The organism is Nocardia sp. NPDC047648 (assembly GCF_040642815.1).
In the GTDB taxonomy this organism is placed as follows: Bacteria; Actinomycetota; Actinomycetes; order Mycobacteriales; family Mycobacteriaceae; genus Nocardia; species Nocardia gamkensis.
This window is the reverse complement of the sequence record NZ_JBEYSX010000001.1, coordinates 650981-664117: the sequence shown is the minus strand read 5'-3', so window position 1 is coordinate 664117 and position 13137 is coordinate 650981. Positions and strand designations below refer to the sequence as shown.

Below are 13137 nucleotides of genomic sequence, written 5' to 3'. Positions count from 1 at the left end.
GCTAGGGCTCCAGCACCACCTTGCCGGTCGTCGCGCGAGTCTCCAGCGCGCGGTGCGCGGCGGCCGCGTCGGCGAGCGCGAAGCGATGGATCGCGGGGCGCAGCCGGCCCGCGGCCGCCTCGGCCATGGCGCGGTCCTCGAGCACGCGCAGATCGCCGCCCGCGCGCGCCGACATCGGCGGGCCGATCACCATCTCCGAGGTGATGCCGCGTTCGGCCAGTTCCGCGGCGGAAAGCCGCACCGGCCCGTCGGCGGCCGACTTGCCCGACCAGCCGTAGACCAGATGCTGCCCGCCCGGTGCGAGTAGATCGATGCCGGTGCGGGCGACGTCGCCGCCCACGGAATCGAACAGCACGTTCGTCCCGTGGTCGCCGACGCGCGCACGGACCCGCCCGGGCCAGTCCGGCGCCAGATAGTCCACCGCCAGGTCGGCGCCGTTGCGCCGCACCTGATCCACTTTCACGGGGCCACCGGCCAAGCCGATCACCGTGGCTCCGGCGTTCTTCGCGTACTGCACGAGCAGGGTGCCGATGCCGCCCGCCGCGGCCGTCACCAGCACGACGCTGCCGGGCTTCAGTTCGGTGAACTGCAGGATTCCCATGGTGGTCCGGCCGGTGCCGATCATCGCCACCGCTTCCGCCGCGTCCAGGTTCGCCGGGATCTCGTGCAGCCGGGCGGCGTCGGTGACGGCAAGTTCGGCGTATCCGCCGGGCACCGCGCCGAGATGGGCCACCACCCGCGCGCCCAGCAGGCCAGCGGCCACGCCCGCGCGGTCCACCGTGCCCGCGACTTCGCGCCCGGGGATGGTCGGCAGCTCGGGCGCGGGAAACGGCCCGGCCTCGCCTCTGCGCAGCGTCGTATCGACCAGATGCACACCGGCGGCGGCCACCGCGATGCGGACCTGGCCGGGGCCCGGCACGGGGTCGGGTACGGGTTCGTAGCGCAGGTTCTCGGCCGGGCCGAAGGCATGGAGGCGAATGGCGTGCACGGTGACTCCTTGGTCGTGAGGCGGTCGCCGGCCAGCCTGCAACATCAACTCAGGTCGAGGTCAACCGATCGCGGCGCGCGGCCCTGGCCTCGAAACCGTCGCAGAGCGCGTCGAGTCCGTCGTAGAGCAGTTCCTCCTGCGTCAGGTCGCGTACACCGCTGCCGGCCAGATCGCTCAGGACGGAAGGGATCGAATCCTGCGCCGTGCCGTTCAACAGCGTCCGCAGCCCGTTGTCTCCGCCGGGGTCCATGCCTTTGCGTGCCATCAAATCCGCGCTGATCTCCGGCAGCGTCGCGCCGGAGATGTGATTCCACACCGAGAAGGACATGCCGGTCGCCTCGCGGGTGGACACGCCGAGTTCCAGGAAGCCGTCCACCAACCAGGCCAGGCAGGCCAGACTCTGCGGTCCGAAGCTGTAGCGCGGAGTGGCGAAGGTGAGCAGTACCCATGGATGCCGCCGGTACAGGGCCCAGTCGATCTCGGCGGCGATGCGAACCCGGTCGCGCCAGGTCCACCGCTGTCCTTCGGGGGAGGGGTACGGATTGCGCCGGGCCACTTCGTCGGTCATCAGCGCGAGCAGTTCGTCTTTGTTCGCGACATGGCGATACAGCGACATGGCGCCGACCCCGAGCCGGTCGGCGATGCGCCGCATGGACAGCGCGTCCAAGCCTTCGGCGTCGGCGAGCTCGATCGCGGTAGCGACTATGGCGGCGCGGTGCAACATGCGTACACTGTACCCGGACTCATGCGTACGACGTACGCGCCATCGAGAGGATGTTCGGCGATGACAGACGTGCAGCCGGTGCGGACCGCGCCGTCCACAACCGGCTCGCGCCGCGCCTGGCTGGGCCTCGCGGTCCTGCTGCTGCCGGTGCTGCTGGTGTCGATGGACATCTCGGTGCTGTTCCTCGCGATGCCGACCCTGACGCTCGACCTGGACCCGTCGGCGGACCAGCAGCTGTGGATCCTGGACATCTACGGCTTCCTGATCGCGGGACTGCTCATCACCATGGGCAATCTCGGTGACCGGATCGGGCGGCGCAACATCTTGCTGGTGGGCGCCGCGGTCTTCGGCATCGCGTCGGTGATCGCCGCGTTCGCGCCCAGCGCGGGCGTGCTGATCGCCGCGCGAGCGCTGATGGGCATCGGCGGCGCGACGCTGCTGCCATCCAGCCTGGCGCTGATCTCGAGCCTGTTCCCGGATGCGCGGGAGCGAGCCGCCGCGATCGGCGTGTGGACGGCGTTCTTCGCCGGAGGCTCTGCCGTCGGGCCGATCATCGGCGGCGTACTGCTGCACCACTTCTGGTGGGGTTCGGTGTTCCTCATCAACATCCCGGTGCTGCTGGTGCTGCTCGCCTTCGGTCCGTTCGTCCTGCCCGAACACCGGGCGGGCGTGCGGGGCCCGCTGGACCTACCGAGCGTCGCCCTGTCGATCGGCGGCATCCTGCCGGTGGTGTACGGCATCAAACACGCCGCGACCGAAGGCATCGACGCGCAGGCGATCGTCGTCGCGCTGGTCGGCGTGGTGATCCTGACGGTGTTCGTGCGCAGGCAGCGCCGGCTCGACGAACCGCTGCTCGACCTGCGATTGTTCGCCCGGCCCCAGTTCTCGGTGGCCATCGGCGCCAGTCTGACCGGAATGATGTCGCTGGCCGGGCTGAGCTATCTGACCAGCGTCTACCTGCAGTCGGTCACCGGGCGCACGCCGCTGGCCGCGGCGGTGCTCGGCATTCCGATGGCGATCGCCGTTTTCGTCTGCTCGGTGGGCGGCGCCCGGGTCGGGCATCGCTTCGGCGCCCGTGCCACCTTCGTGTTCGCCTTGCTGGCCTCCGCGGCGGGCAACCTGATGCTGCTCGGTGTCGGCGCGCACGACGGGCTGGGGTGGTATCTGGCCGGGTCCACGATCGCCGGAGTCGGCTACGGTCTGGCGTTCACCTTGGTGTCCGAGGTGTCGGTGTCCTCGGTGCCGCCGGAGCGGGCCGGGTCGGCGGTCGGCATCTCGGAGACGAGTTTCGAGCTGGGCAACGCGCTGGGCTTGGCACTGCTCGGGTCGCTCGCGGCGCTGATCTTCCGGTCCGGGGGCGACTACGCGGGGACGCTCGGCGAGACCATCCAGCGGGCCGCCGGTGACGCGGCGCTGGTGGAGGCGGCGCGCGGCTCCTTCGTCGACGGCATGCACGTCGCGGTGGCCGTCGGTGCGACGGCGCTCACCGCGATGGCGCTGATCGCCCGGTTCGCCTCGCCCGGACCGCGCTGAGCCGCGCGATCAGCGGCCGAACACCGTCGCCACGACCTCGGCCGCCCAGCGATTCATCGGCCGGACGATCGTGCCGTGCACCCAGCGGACCGGACGCACCACCAGCGCGTGCCAGACGACAGCGAAGGCGGCGAACACCGGGCGCAGCACAAAGCGGTACACCGCCCGGCACGGCAGCACCACGAGCACGCCCACGATGCGAGCGGCCACCCGCCACGCGTACCGCGCGGTCGCGCGCACCAGGTTCCACAGCGGGCGGAGCACCCAACGCCACAATCGAGACAGGGGCCAGACGATCAGCCATTCGACGGTGTAGCGGCACACCCAGGCGACGGCGTAGACGATCGGGGCCACCACCCACCGCAGCAGCCAAGCCCCAGCCGGTCGAATCACCCTGCGCCACAAGAAGATCTCCACCGCTCGCCGCAGCGGTCGCAGCAGGTACTCCAGCAGGAGGGAGACCAACGGCGTGAGCACCAAGCCCCACAGCAGATGCTGGAGCACCCAGCCCCACAGGAAGTCCTTCGCGAAGATCCACGCGGGCCGCAGCATCCAATGCCAGATCAGTTCGGCTACCGGAACCAGCAGATGCCGCGTGACGAACACGAGGGCCGCGCCGGTGACGCGGCCGAGCAGGATAATGCCCTCCCATAGCAGGCGGATCGGGACCAGCACCACGATCGCGAGCCCGCGCGCCATCCATTGGGCGATCGAGACCTGCGTGTCCGGCGTAGACACGGTGTTTTCCCCCTCGGCTGGTGTGCCGGGACGTAGCCCGGCGAAAGAGTCTCCGTAGAACCTACATTCGAGCACATCGCCGCTGTCGCACGCGTGAGTAGAAATGCTCGAGTCGTGTATCGGCGCGCCTCCCAGGAGTCGAACGCCGTTCGTGTTATTATCAAATGTCATGTTTTCACATGTCCCCGCGCACGCCGACGGCGCTTCCAGGTCCGGCATCGATGCGGTCCAGACGTTTCTCCGCCGCTACGACGACAGTGTCTCAGCGTCCGACTTCGACACGCTGCCAACCTTTTTCGATCCGCAGATCCTGGTCGTCACGCCCACGACGAGCCGCTGCGTCACCCGCGAGGAATTCATCGCCGCCGCCCGCGCCCGTGCTCGCGGGCTCGCCGGTGGGCACGCGCTGCTCGCCGCCCAGTCCACCATCGAACTCGGCGGGCACTACTGGCTCACTTCGGCGCACTGGACGATGACCCTCGATCACGGACCCGCCCTCGACCTCTACAGCGACTTCCTGGTCCGGCGCAGCGAGGGGGAGTTGAGCATCGCCGGCTACCTCACCCGCCAGGACATGCCACAACTCGTGCGGGACGTCTCCCGCGCGCACTGATCACACGAACCCAGGGTGGGTGTCCTGATCGACGCCTACAGTCGAGTTCGTGAACCACGCCCAGGCCTCCGGAAACGGCCGGCCGATCGCCGAACGGGTGGCGACGCGGCTGTTGTATCCCACGTCGCGTCCGCGCGAGCAGGCGTTGCGCGCCGCGGTGGGCGGCAAGATCGTGCTGGTCACCGGTTCCTCGCACGGCATAGGCAAGGCCAGTGCGCGCAAGCTGGCCGCGGCGGGCGCGATCGTCCTGCTCGTGGCCCGCTCCGGTGACGAACTCGACCGGCTGGCCGCGCAGATCACCGCCGCGGGCGGTGTCGCGCACACCTACCCCACCGATCTGACGGACATGGACGCCGTCGAACGGCTCGGTCGCAGGCTCCTCGACGAGCACGGCCGCCTCGACGTGGTGATCAACAACGCGGGCAAGTCGATCCGCCGCCCGATCGCGGAGTCCTACGACCGTTTCCACGACTTCACCCGCACCATCGATGTGAACTACCTCGGCCCGGTGCGCCTGCTGCTCACGCTGCTGCCCGCCATGCGCGCCTGCGGAGCGGGCCATATCGTCAATGTGTCCACCTGGGGCGTGCGCATGCCGCCCGCGCCGCGCTGGGCGGCCTACGGCGCGTCGAAATCCGCCTTCGACGTCTGGTTGCGCAGTGTCGCGGCCGAGGTGGCCCGCGACGGTGTCACCACCACCTCGATCTACCTGCCGCTCGTGCACACCAGAATGAGTGCGCCCACCGACTTCAGCCGCGTCCCCGGGCTGACCGTGGACGAGGCCGCCGACCTGGTCTGCCACGCGGTGACCGCCAAGCCGCGGGAGATCGCCCCGTGGTGGTCGGCCCCGGTGCAGGCGTGGACCGACCTGACCCGCGGCCGCGCCCAGCGCCTCATGGAACGCGCCTTCCGTCGCTGACCCGCGACGACCGGGACGTCCGCTCGGCCCGCCGGGACATAGGATCGACCGGTGCGTGCATCCACTGCGACCGGTCCGGCCGCGTCCGGCCTGACTATGGTGCTCGCGCTCGCCGACTCTCGGCTGCCGATCGGCGGTCACGTGCACTCCGGCGGCGTGGAAGAAGCCGTCGCGTCCGGCTCGGTCCGTGACGCCGCGACGGTGGAGCTGTATCTGCGCCGCCGGATCCGGACGGCAGGACTGGTGGCCGCTTCGCTCGCCGCGGCGGTGTGCGCGGGCGAACTGGATCCGGCGCGCGCCGAGGCGGAAGCCGACGCGCGCACACCGGCCCCCGCTGCGCGGGCCGCGTCGCGCGCGCAGGGCCGTGGCCTGTTGCGCCTGGCGAAACAGCTCTGGCCCCGGCACGATTGGTCGCCGCTGGGCGCCACGCCGCATCTGTCCACGGTCTTCGGCATGGCGGGCGCGGCCGCCTCGGTGCCGCCCCGGGAGATCGCGGGCGTGGTCGTCTACACGACCCTGACCGGCGCCGCCACCGCCGCTCAGCGTCTGCTGGCGTTGGATCCCGCCGCGATCGCCGCGTGCACGATCCGGCTGGCAGGCCTGTGCGACCGCGTGGCCGCCGAGGCCGTGACCGGTCTCGCCGCGATGTCCGATCCGCTGCAGGACGTGCTCGCCGAGCGCCATCGGCAACGCGATATGCCCCTGTTCGCGAGCTGAAGCCCAAGAAGAAGGAGACCGCGCCATGCCCCCGCATCTGATCGACGGTGAGCCGCACGCCCACGGTCACGATCGGCCGAAACGGACCCGCACGCCGGGAGAGGCGCTGCGCATCGGCATCGGCGGCCCGGTCGGTTCGGGCAAGACCGCGCTGGTGGCCGCGCTGTGCAGGCAGTTGCGCGACGAACTGTCGCTGGCGGTGCTGACCAATGACATCTACACCACCGAGGACGCCGATTTCCTGCGCAGGCACGCGGTCCTGCCGGACGAGCGGATCACCGCCGTGCAGACCGGCGGTTGCCCGCACACCGCCATTCGCGACGACATCACCGCCAACCTCGACGCGATCGAGGACCTGGTCGCCGCCAACCCGCCGCTGGATCTGATCCTGGTCGAATCCGGCGGCGACAACCTGACCGCGACCTTCTCCTCCGGCCTGATCGACGTGCAGATCTTCGTGGTGGACGTGGCGGGCGGCGACAAGGTCCCGCGCAAAGGCGGCCCCGGCGTGACCTTCTCGGACCTGCTGGTGGTCAACAAGACCGATCTGGCCCCGCTGGTCGGCGCGGACCTCGGCGTGATGGAGCGCGACGCCGCGCGGGTGCGCGCGGACCGGCCGACGGTGCTCGTCTCGCTCACCGAGGATCCCGCGGCGACACCGGTGCTGGCCTGGGTGCGCGAGCAGCTGCGCGCGGTCGCCGAGCGGGACCGCGCGGACGAATCCGCCGCCGCGCACTGAGCGCCGCTGGTGCGCACCGAATTACGAATAGTCGCCCACCCGGCGGCCCTTCCGGAGATCCATGCGAGCGGCGGGTTGTCGGCCCGCCGCACGGGCCCGCGAACGGTCCATCTGATCGGCACCGCCGCCACACCGCTGGGCGGGGACGAACTCGACATCGCGATCGTGGTCGCGCCCGGCGCCGAACTGGTGGTGCGCTCCGTCGCGGCGACTCTCGCGCTACCGGGTGCGGCGACGCCCTTGTCGTCCGGACGCTGGCACCTGGAGGTGGGTAGCGGGGGAGCGCTGGATTTCGATCCCGAGCCGATGATCGTCGCCGGTGGCGCTCGGCACCACACGGTGACCACGATTCGGCTGGCCGCCGGCACCCGGCTGCGCATGCGCGAACGTGTCCAGGTCGGCCGCGCGGGCGAGGACGGTGGCGAGTGGCAGGGAGACCTGATCGCCGACGTGGACGACGTGCCGCTACTGCGCCACCGGCTGGCGCTGGGCGCGGGCACACCGGCCGACGACGCACTGTCCGCGCCTCGGGCTCTGGAGAGCGAACTCGTCTATCCGGACGAACGCGCCGCGGCGACGACCGGTTTGACGCAGACCCGGCTGCCGCTGGCGGCGGGTGGCAGCTTGTTCACCCGTACCGGGGCGCTACTGAACGTCTGATGAACAGACCGTGCAGTCTGTCGATTTCGTCTCGGACACGTGTAGTCCATCCGAGACATGGAGAAAGAAAGGGTGGGAGCCCGACAGCGTCGTCGGGTTCCCACCCTTTCGGCTCGCTCCTCGGAACTGTCATCCGATCAGCCGTTGGCCGTATCCGCGGTCTCCGAAGCCGGCTCGGCGACCTCCGGAGCAGGCTCCGTGGCCTCCGCCCCCGGCGCCGGCGCGCTGAGCGCCCGCGGAGGCGCGCTGAGTGCGTGTACCGCCCCCAAACCCGCGCCGATGCCCGCGCCGATGGCGGACAGCGGGGCGGCCATCAGGGCCGCACCATAAGCGGCGCCCACCGGCCCCGCGGCGAGGCCGATCGGCGCGAACGGCAGACCGATGGCCAGGCCGAGACCCCCGCCCATGGCCGCCCCGAACAACGCGAACGGGCTGGCGAACACGAAGCCCGCCGCCGCGCCGATCGCGGCGGCACCCATGGTCTGCCCGGCGACGCGGTCGGACCTCGTGCGCTCCATCCCGATCGAATCGAGGAACGTCGCCATATTGGCCTCGGCCATCGCGGAGCTGTCGTTGATCTGGATCGCCTGCTCCCGGTAGAGCCACTCCGGTGCGTCGACCTGCACGTCACCGAAGCGCAATTTGCCCGAAGGCGGTGCGATCGGCGGCACGGGGGCGACCGGAACGGGAGCGTGCAGCCCTTCCACCGGAGCCAGGTACAGGTGATCCGGCAACGGACGTGCCCACTGCAACGAACTCAGGACGTCGTCCGGGATGCGCAGACCCTCGTACGGGCGCACGTTCGGCGCCTCGGCCGCGGGCCACTGGGCCTGCTCGGCGGAATCCGTTCTGGTCACCGGAGCGGGGTGATCGGGCTCTGCGTTCGCCGTACCGGTTCCCACCAGCGCGAGAACGAGCGGAACCGTCCCCGCGGCGACGATGGAGCCGAGCTTCGGCCGATGCGGTGCGAGTGCTCGGTGCTTACCTGTGCCCATAGATCACCTTTCATCCGAAGGAGACGTCGACGCCTCACATTCGGATCTGTCGGCGACCTGGATTGGTCGAGCGCGCTACTGCACCGGTCAGCCGGCCTTGGCGTCGGTGTGCGCCTTGTCCACGGCGACCCGGCTGTTGGTGGAGGTGCCGAGGGCGGCGGCCAACTGTTCGGCGTCCTCGTCGTCGCCGTTGCTGATCGCCTCCAAGGCCAGCCGGGCGAAGACCCACTGTTCGGTGGCCGCCATCTGACCGCGACTGCGGCCGAGGAAGGTGACGAACCACTGGATGACGGTGATGATCCTGCTGCGGTAGCCGACCAGGTAGTACAGGTGCAGCGCCAGCCAGGCCAGCCACGCGATGAACCCGCCGAACTCGAGCTTGCCCACCTGGCAGACGGCGCTGAACCGCGAGATGGTGGCCATGCTGCCCTTGTTGAAGTACTTGAACGGCTTGCGCTCCTGCGTCGTCTGGCCCTTCAGCCCCGCTTTGATCTGTTTGGCGGCGTAGGTCGCGCCCTGGATGGCGCCCTGCGCCTGGCCGGGGACATTCGGCACCGACATCAGATCGCCGACCACGAAGACGTTCGGGTGGCCTTTGACGGTCAGATCCGGTTCGACCACGACGCGGCCCGCCCGGTCGACCTCCGTGCCGTCGGACTGGTCGGCGATCATCTTGCCCAGCGGGCTGGCCTGCACACCCGCCGACCAGACCTTGCACGCCGACTCGATGCGGCGGATCGTGCCGTCGGAGTCCTTCACCGTGACGCCGAACGCGTCGACATCGATCACCATGGCGTTGAGCTGGATCTCGACGCCCATCTTCTCCAGTCGCCGTTCGGCCTTGCCGCCTAGCTTCGGCCCCATCGGCCCGAGTACCGCGCCGGCGCCCTCGATGAGCACGACCCGGGCGTCGCGTGGATCGATGTTGTGGAAGGTGCCCTCCAGAGTGCGGTCGGACAGCTCGGCGATCTGCCCGGCCAGCTCGACGCCGGTCGGTCCGGCGCCGACGATGACGAAGGTCAGCAGCCGGTCGCGCTCCTCCTGGGTGGTCGCGAGCTCGGCCTGTTCGAACGCGCCGAGGATCCGGCCGCGTAGCTCCAGCGCGTCGTCGATGGTCTTCATGCCCGGCGCGTAGGTGGCGAACCGGTCGTTGCCGAAGTAGGACTGCTGGGCGCCGGTCGCGACGATCAAGCTGTCGAACGGGGTGACCGTGTCCTGGTCGAGCAGGCGCGAGGTCACCGTGTTGTGGGTCAGGTCGATATCGGTGACCTCGCCGAGGAGCACCTGCGCGTTCTTCTGCTTGCGCAGCACCAGCCGGGTGGCGGGCGCGATCTCGCCGACCGAGAGGATGCCGGTGGCGACCTGGTAGAGCAGGGGCTGGAACAGGTGGGTCGAGGTCTTCGAGATCAGCGTGATGTCGACGTCGGCGCGCTTGAGGTGCTTGGTGCCGAACAGGCCGCCGAAGCCCGAGCCGATCACCACCACCCGGTGCCGGCCGTTCTCGACAGTCTGAGTGCTCATCGTCCTGCTCCTCGATGGACCTTGGGGCTCGTCCCCGGCGGCGATTCCTGACAGCTAAACCGTAGCCGCCGCGCCGGGCAGCGTCACGGCGAGATCCCCGTTCCTGGCGTGTTGCTCCCCGCCGCCGGGCCGGGGCGGGGAGGATCGACGCGCGGCGAATCGGCCGAGCGGACGAGGTCGAGAGCCTACGATGGTAACTGTCGTCCAGGGAGGATTGCCATGGTCGCCGGTGACCGTGCGGTCGGCCGAAAGCGCAGCGTGCAGGCCGATTCGGAGAACATCGCGCTGATCGAGGTCCCGCACGGCCATCTGATCGACCGGGCGCTCGGACTGCTGCCGGAACGCCGCCAGGTGCTGGCCACCCCGCCGCGGGGCAGCGACGCCCGGCCGGTGCGCGGCGATGCCGGACTGCCCTACCTGGGCCGGGCATTGCACTACATGCGCTGGGGTCCGGCCGAGATGATGGAGCGCTACCGCCGGTACGGCCCCGTGTCGCTGAACAGCTCGCTCGGCGTGGACCGGGTGCTGGTCGCGGGACCCGACGCGCTGGACGAAGTGCTCGGCCACCGCCGCCGTGACTTCGGCCAGGGCTGGGACTACTTCATCGGCCCGTTCTTCCGCCGGGGCCTGCTGCTGCTGGAATTCGACGAGCACAAATTCCACCGCCGGATCATGCAGCAGGCGTTCACCAGGGACCGGCTCGAGGCGCACCTGGCCGCGCTGACCCCGGTGGTGCGGGCGAGCATCGCGCGCTGGGTGCCGCGCGAGCGCGACGCCGAACGCACGGTGCGGCTGTATCCGACGATCAAGGAGCTGACCCTCGACATCGCGGGCGAGAGCTTCATGGCCGCCGACGTCGGGCCGCAGCGCAGGCAGTTGATCGACGCATTCGTCGACTGCACCCACGCGGGACTGTCCATCATCCGGCACTCGGTACCCGGCGGCCACTGGCGGGCCGGATTGCGCGGCAGGAGAGTGCTCGAGGACTACTTCACCGCGATGCTGCCGCAGAAGCGCCGCGCGGAATCGGCGGACTTCTTCTCGGGCCTGTGCCACGCCCGCAGCGAAGACGGCGGCGTCTTCGGTGACGCGGACGTGGTCAACCACATGATCTTCTTGATCATGGCGGCGCACGACACCACCACGACGACCGCCACCGCCGTGGCCTACTACCTGGGCAAGCACCCCGACTGGCAGCAGCGGGTGCGCGCCGAAGTGCTGGACATGGACGCGCGCCTCGGCGACGCGGCGCCCGCCATCGCCGACCTGGAGGCGCTGCGCGACCTGGATCTGGTGGTCCGCGAGAGCCTGCGGCTGATGCCGCCGGTTCCCGGATTGTCGCGCTGCGCCGTGCGCGACACCGAGATCGCGGGTCACTACATCCCGGCGGGCGCCCCCGTCGACCTCGCCTACCAGGTGAATCACCTGCTGCCCGAACTGTGGACCCGTCCCGAGCGCTTCGATCCGGAGCGGTTCGGCGAACAGCGGCGCGAGGACAAGTCGCACCGCCTGGCCTGGATGCCGTTCGGCGCGGGCGCGCACAAGTGCATCGGGATGCACTTCGGCACCTTCGAGGTGAAGACGGTGACCGCCGCCCTGGTGCGCGAATACGAGTGGCGGATCCCCGACGAATACCGCATGCCCTGGGGATTCACCACGATTCCCTTCCCCAGGGACGGTGCGCCGATGACGTTGCGCAGGCGCGCGGCCGCGTGAGCGACCGGCCCGGCCGGGTCAGCGGCCTGCGAGCAGGATCTCCGCGAGCTTGGTGTCGGTCTCGGCGCCCTCGGTGTAGCCGCCCGCGTCACCCAGCGAGCTCATGATGGCCAGCGTGTAGCGCTCGCCCGGTCCCGCGAAGCCGACCGAGTTGACCACCCAGCCGCCTTGTTCGGCCGACCAGCCGTTCTTGAGGCCGGGACGCATGCTCGCGCCCGCGCCCCATACGCCCCAGTGCTGGTTGGAGTCCACCGCGCGCATCCGGTCGATCAGGTAGTTGCGGTCGTCGGGGTGCATGTGGTTGAGGATGTGGTCCATCAGCCGGTCGAGGTCGGCGGCGGTGCACTTCTGGAACGACCAGTCCGGGAACAGCGCGGTGTTGGTGGGCTGCGGCACCAGCGAGTTCATCCCGTTGGCGCGGAAGGCGTTGTTGAACGCCATCCGGTCGATCCCCGCGTACTTGGTCCAGAGCATGTCGGCGGCGCCGTCGTTGGAGGTGGCGAGCATTCCTTCCATCAGCCCGCGATCCTCGGGGGTCAGGTTGATGGCGCCGACGCGCGCCCGGTTGAGCAGGTCGGCGGCGATCGCGAGCTTGATGGTGGAGGCGGTCCAGACCGCATTCTCGGCGTTGGCGTTGGCGTAGACGCCGCCGGAGACACGATCGCGCAGGACATAGCCGGTGACACCGGGCCTGCTGTTGAGGTAGGCGTCGGCTTTGGCGATGCGGCTGCTCAGATCGCAGTCGAAGCCGGGCAGGCAGCCCTGCGTGTGCGCGAGCGGCGTCGCGCCCGCGATCGGGAGCGCGGCGGGCAGGCTCGGGGCGATGATCGCCGCGGCGGCGAGGAGACAGGCGGAGGCGGCCACGCGGGGAACGGTTCGGGTGGCGGGGGACGGGTAACGCACGAGGGACCACGATCGCACATCGCGAGTCCGGACGCACGTCTTGAGCTGGGGTGCAGGGTGTGCTATCACCCGGTCCGGGTGCTTGCGCCGCAGCGTGATTCGCCCATCACCGCTGGCCAGGGCACGTCAGCGGAAGGCGGCGCGCAGTTCTTCGACGGTGCGTCCGTTGAGCCGGTAGCAGTGTTCGAACGCCTCGGTGTGCCGATCCCGGGGCCAGGAGTGTAGGACGACCGTGCGCCCGTAGTGGCGGGAGTTGACGAGCTCCCAGCGGTCTCCGATCCGGCGGACCGTGAATCCGCCTCTCGGGACCAGGGGAATCACCATCGCATCCATGAACGCGAACCAGCCTTTCGGTGCAGCTCTCTCGTTCC

The 13137-nt window shown here is 70.2% G+C and carries 14 protein-coding genes; 7 read left to right on the top strand and 7 right to left on the bottom strand.

All coding sequences use genetic code 11. The annotated features are described in order from the left end of the window. Position 1: 1 nt before the first annotated feature. Together ABZ803_RS03005 and ABZ803_RS03000 are read right to left on the bottom strand one after the other, a co-directional pair. Complete coding sequence (locus tag ABZ803_RS03005; RefSeq protein WP_357031969.1) at positions 2-988, bottom strand: zinc-binding dehydrogenase; 987 nt, start codon at positions 986-988, stop codon at positions 2-4. A 49-nt stretch (positions 989-1037) separates the two neighbouring features. Next, complete coding sequence (locus ABZ803_RS03000; protein ID WP_357031966.1) at positions 1038-1712, bottom strand: helix-turn-helix domain-containing protein; 675 nt, start codon at positions 1710-1712, stop codon at positions 1038-1040. Between the two features lie 60 nt (positions 1713-1772). On the opposite strand from ABZ803_RS03000, the gene ABZ803_RS02995 reads away from it, so the two are divergent. Continuing rightward, entirely contained in the window at positions 1773-3245 is a 1473-nt protein-coding gene (locus tag ABZ803_RS02995; protein ID WP_357031963.1) for an MFS transporter, read from the top strand. 9 nt (positions 3246-3254) lie between these two features. Here ABZ803_RS02995 and ABZ803_RS02990 read toward each other — a convergent pair whose 3' ends face one another. Continuing rightward, a complete protein-coding gene (locus ABZ803_RS02990) occupies positions 3255-3983 on the bottom strand; it encodes a hypothetical protein (RefSeq protein ID WP_357031961.1) in 729 nt (242 codons plus the stop codon). Between the two features lie 169 nt (positions 3984-4152). Here ABZ803_RS02990 and ABZ803_RS02985 point away from each other — a divergent pair, with 169 nt between their 5' ends. The 5 genes from ABZ803_RS02985 (at position 4153) to ABZ803_RS02965 (ending at position 7631) form a co-directional block, all read left to right on the top strand. Continuing rightward, positions 4153-4596 carry a hypothetical protein gene (locus ABZ803_RS02985; RefSeq protein WP_357031958.1) on the top strand — a complete coding sequence of 148 codons (444 nt, stop codon included), beginning with the start codon at positions 4153-4155 and terminating at the stop codon, positions 4594-4596. Positions 4597-4693: 97 nt separating this feature from the next. After that, positions 4694-5515, top strand: coding sequence for an SDR family NAD(P)-dependent oxidoreductase (locus ABZ803_RS02980; protein ID WP_357032662.1), 822 nt, complete (start codon positions 4694-4696; stop codon positions 5513-5515). A 96-nt stretch (positions 5516-5611) separates the two neighbouring features. Next, complete coding sequence (locus ABZ803_RS02975; protein ID WP_357032659.1) at positions 5612-6232, top strand: urease accessory UreF family protein; 621 nt, start codon at positions 5612-5614, stop codon at positions 6230-6232. A 25-nt stretch (positions 6233-6257) separates the two neighbouring features. Continuing rightward, positions 6258-6971 (top strand): urease accessory protein UreG, encoded by a 714-nt coding sequence (gene ureG / locus ABZ803_RS02970; protein WP_357031956.1) that lies wholly within the window; start codon positions 6258-6260, stop codon positions 6969-6971. A gap of 9 nt (positions 6972-6980) precedes the next feature. Next, positions 6981-7631 (top strand): urease accessory protein UreD, encoded by a 651-nt coding sequence (locus ABZ803_RS02965; RefSeq protein WP_357031953.1) that lies wholly within the window; start codon positions 6981-6983, stop codon positions 7629-7631. A 137-nt stretch (positions 7632-7768) separates the two neighbouring features. Here ABZ803_RS02965 and ABZ803_RS02960 read toward each other — a convergent pair whose 3' ends face one another. Both ABZ803_RS02960 and ABZ803_RS02955 read right to left on the bottom strand, forming a co-directional pair. Then, positions 7769-8626, bottom strand: a complete 858-nt coding sequence (locus tag ABZ803_RS02960) for a hypothetical protein (protein WP_357031950.1) — start codon at positions 8624-8626, stop codon at positions 7769-7771. 87 nt (positions 8627-8713) lie between these two features. Then, positions 8714-10147 (bottom strand): NAD(P)/FAD-dependent oxidoreductase, encoded by a 1434-nt coding sequence (locus tag ABZ803_RS02955; protein ID WP_357031948.1) that lies wholly within the window; start codon positions 10145-10147, stop codon positions 8714-8716. Positions 10148-10366: 219 nt separating this feature from the next. Here ABZ803_RS02955 and ABZ803_RS02950 point away from each other — a divergent pair, with 219 nt between their 5' ends. Continuing rightward, positions 10367-11863 (top strand): cytochrome P450, encoded by a 1497-nt coding sequence (locus ABZ803_RS02950; RefSeq protein WP_357031945.1) that lies wholly within the window; start codon positions 10367-10369, stop codon positions 11861-11863. A gap of 18 nt (positions 11864-11881) precedes the next feature. Here ABZ803_RS02950 and ABZ803_RS02945 read toward each other — a convergent pair whose 3' ends face one another. Further along, positions 11882-12727 (bottom strand): tat pathway signal sequence, encoded by an 846-nt coding sequence (locus ABZ803_RS02945; RefSeq protein ID WP_357031942.1) that lies wholly within the window; start codon positions 12725-12727, stop codon positions 11882-11884. A 165-nt stretch (positions 12728-12892) separates the two neighbouring features. Beyond that, positions 12893-13090 carry a hypothetical protein gene (locus tag ABZ803_RS02940; RefSeq protein WP_245660045.1) on the bottom strand — a complete coding sequence of 66 codons (198 nt, stop codon included), beginning with the start codon at positions 13088-13090 and terminating at the stop codon, positions 12893-12895. Between the last annotated feature and the right edge of the window lie 47 nt (positions 13091-13137).